The sequence below is a fragment of the Bacteroides timonensis genome (assembly GCF_000513195.1).
Lineage (GTDB): Bacteria > Bacteroidota > Bacteroidia > Bacteroidales > Bacteroidaceae > Bacteroides > Bacteroides timonensis.
Genome location: NZ_CBVI010000206.1, coordinates 1 through 1,656, shown reverse-complemented (window position 1 = coordinate 1,656; position 1,656 = coordinate 1). Strand labels below are relative to the sequence as shown.

The 1,656-nt window shown below is 40.3% G+C and carries 1 protein-coding gene; it reads left to right on the top strand.

What is annotated here, in order from left to right:
- Positions 1-132 precede the first annotated feature (132 nt).
- Positions 133-1,491 (top strand): transposase, encoded by a 1,359-nt coding sequence (locus BN161_RS27860; protein WP_044272645.1) that lies wholly within the window; start codon positions 133-135, stop codon positions 1,489-1,491.
- The last annotated feature ends 165 nt before the right edge of the window (positions 1,492-1,656 follow it).

The following is a 1,656-nucleotide window of genomic DNA, read 5'->3' as shown; positions in this document are numbered from 1 at the left end:
GGGATATTCCTAAAATAATAAAATTTAAGGCAACTAATTCATTGCGAGTTAGTTGCCTTTTTTGTATCTTTAAGCATTCCCCCCAAAAAACGGTTTGACGGCCAAAACAGGGGTAATCTAAAATAAAAACACATGGTAAAGATACAAAAAATCTCAGAAATCGAACCTAGTTTAGGTTTTACCGAGTTCGATATGCTAAAAAAATATCGTCAAAGTTTTGCAACGAGTGAATTAGGTCGCCTCCATGCTCTGTTTCCTTTCTCGGAACTGGCCCGACAAATGCATTTGAAGTCCTCTGCTTTGGGGCGTAAAAGTTATTTTTCTCCTGAGGGTAAAATAGCCTTGATGGTCCTGAAGTCCTATACCAACTTTTCCGACTCACAACTGATTGAACATTTAAACGGTAATATTCATTACCAGTTATTTTGTGGTGTTCAGATTGATCCGCTTCATCCACTAACCAATCCTAAAATCGTTAGTGCGATTCGTCAGGAACTAGCGGATCGCCTTGATATTGAGTCCCTCCAGCTTGTTTTGGCTGAGCATTGGAAACCTTATCTTGAGAACCTTCATGTCTGTATGACCGATGCCACCTGTTATGAAAGTCACCTGAGTTTCCCTACTGATGTCAAACTCTTATGGGAAGGCATTGTATGGCTTCATCGTCATTTGTGCAAACATTGCCGGACATTGCACATACAACGTCCCCGTAACAAGTATCTTGATGTAAGCCGTGCCTACCTTGCTTACAGTAAACTGCGTAAACGCAGGAAATCACAGACTCGTATGGTTAAACGCAGACTACTTCAGTTATTGGAAAAGTTACTGGACCAGATGGAGCAGCTTCATTCATCCTACAGGAACAGGCTTACACTATCCTCTGATTACCAAAGACGTTTGTCGGTCATACAGACGGTCCTTGAGCAAGGGAAGAATTTATTTGCAGGCAAAAAAGTGTCCAACCGTATCGTGAGTATCGACCGGCATTACCTTCGCCCCATTATCAGAGGCAAGGAAACCAAATCCGTTGAATTCGGAGCCAAAGTCAACAATATACAGATAGATGGAATCTCCTTTATAGAACATATCTCCTTTAAGGCTTTTAACGAAGGAGTACGTTTAAAAGACTGTATTCATCTGCAACAACAACTGACCAAGGTTAGGGTTAAGGCGCTTGCAGCGGATTCAATCTATGCTAATAATTCCAACCGGAAATTTTGTACTAAATATCATATAAGTACTTCCTTTAAGCGTAAGGGCAGAGCGGCCAAAGATGAGCCACTTCGGAAGATCTTACGGTCGGAACTCAGCCGTGAAAGAGCTACCCGCCTGGAAGGAAGTTTTGGAACGCAGAAACAACATTACTCACTGGCCAGAATAAAAGCGAGAAACAGGAAAACGGAAATGCTTTGGATTTTCTTTGGAATACATACGGCCAATGCGGTATGTATGATAGAAAAGGTCGAAAAGAAGAAAAGAACGGCTGCATAATCAGACTAAAATAACAAGGGGAAAACAGGAGAGGTCTTTAACTTCCCCTAAAAAGACATATACATAATATACCGTTGGAAAGAAAAAATAAGAATATGTAAATAATATTTGATAAAAAAGATAGAAGACTTGGGACTTTACAGAAAAAAATTAAGAGAAAAGCTC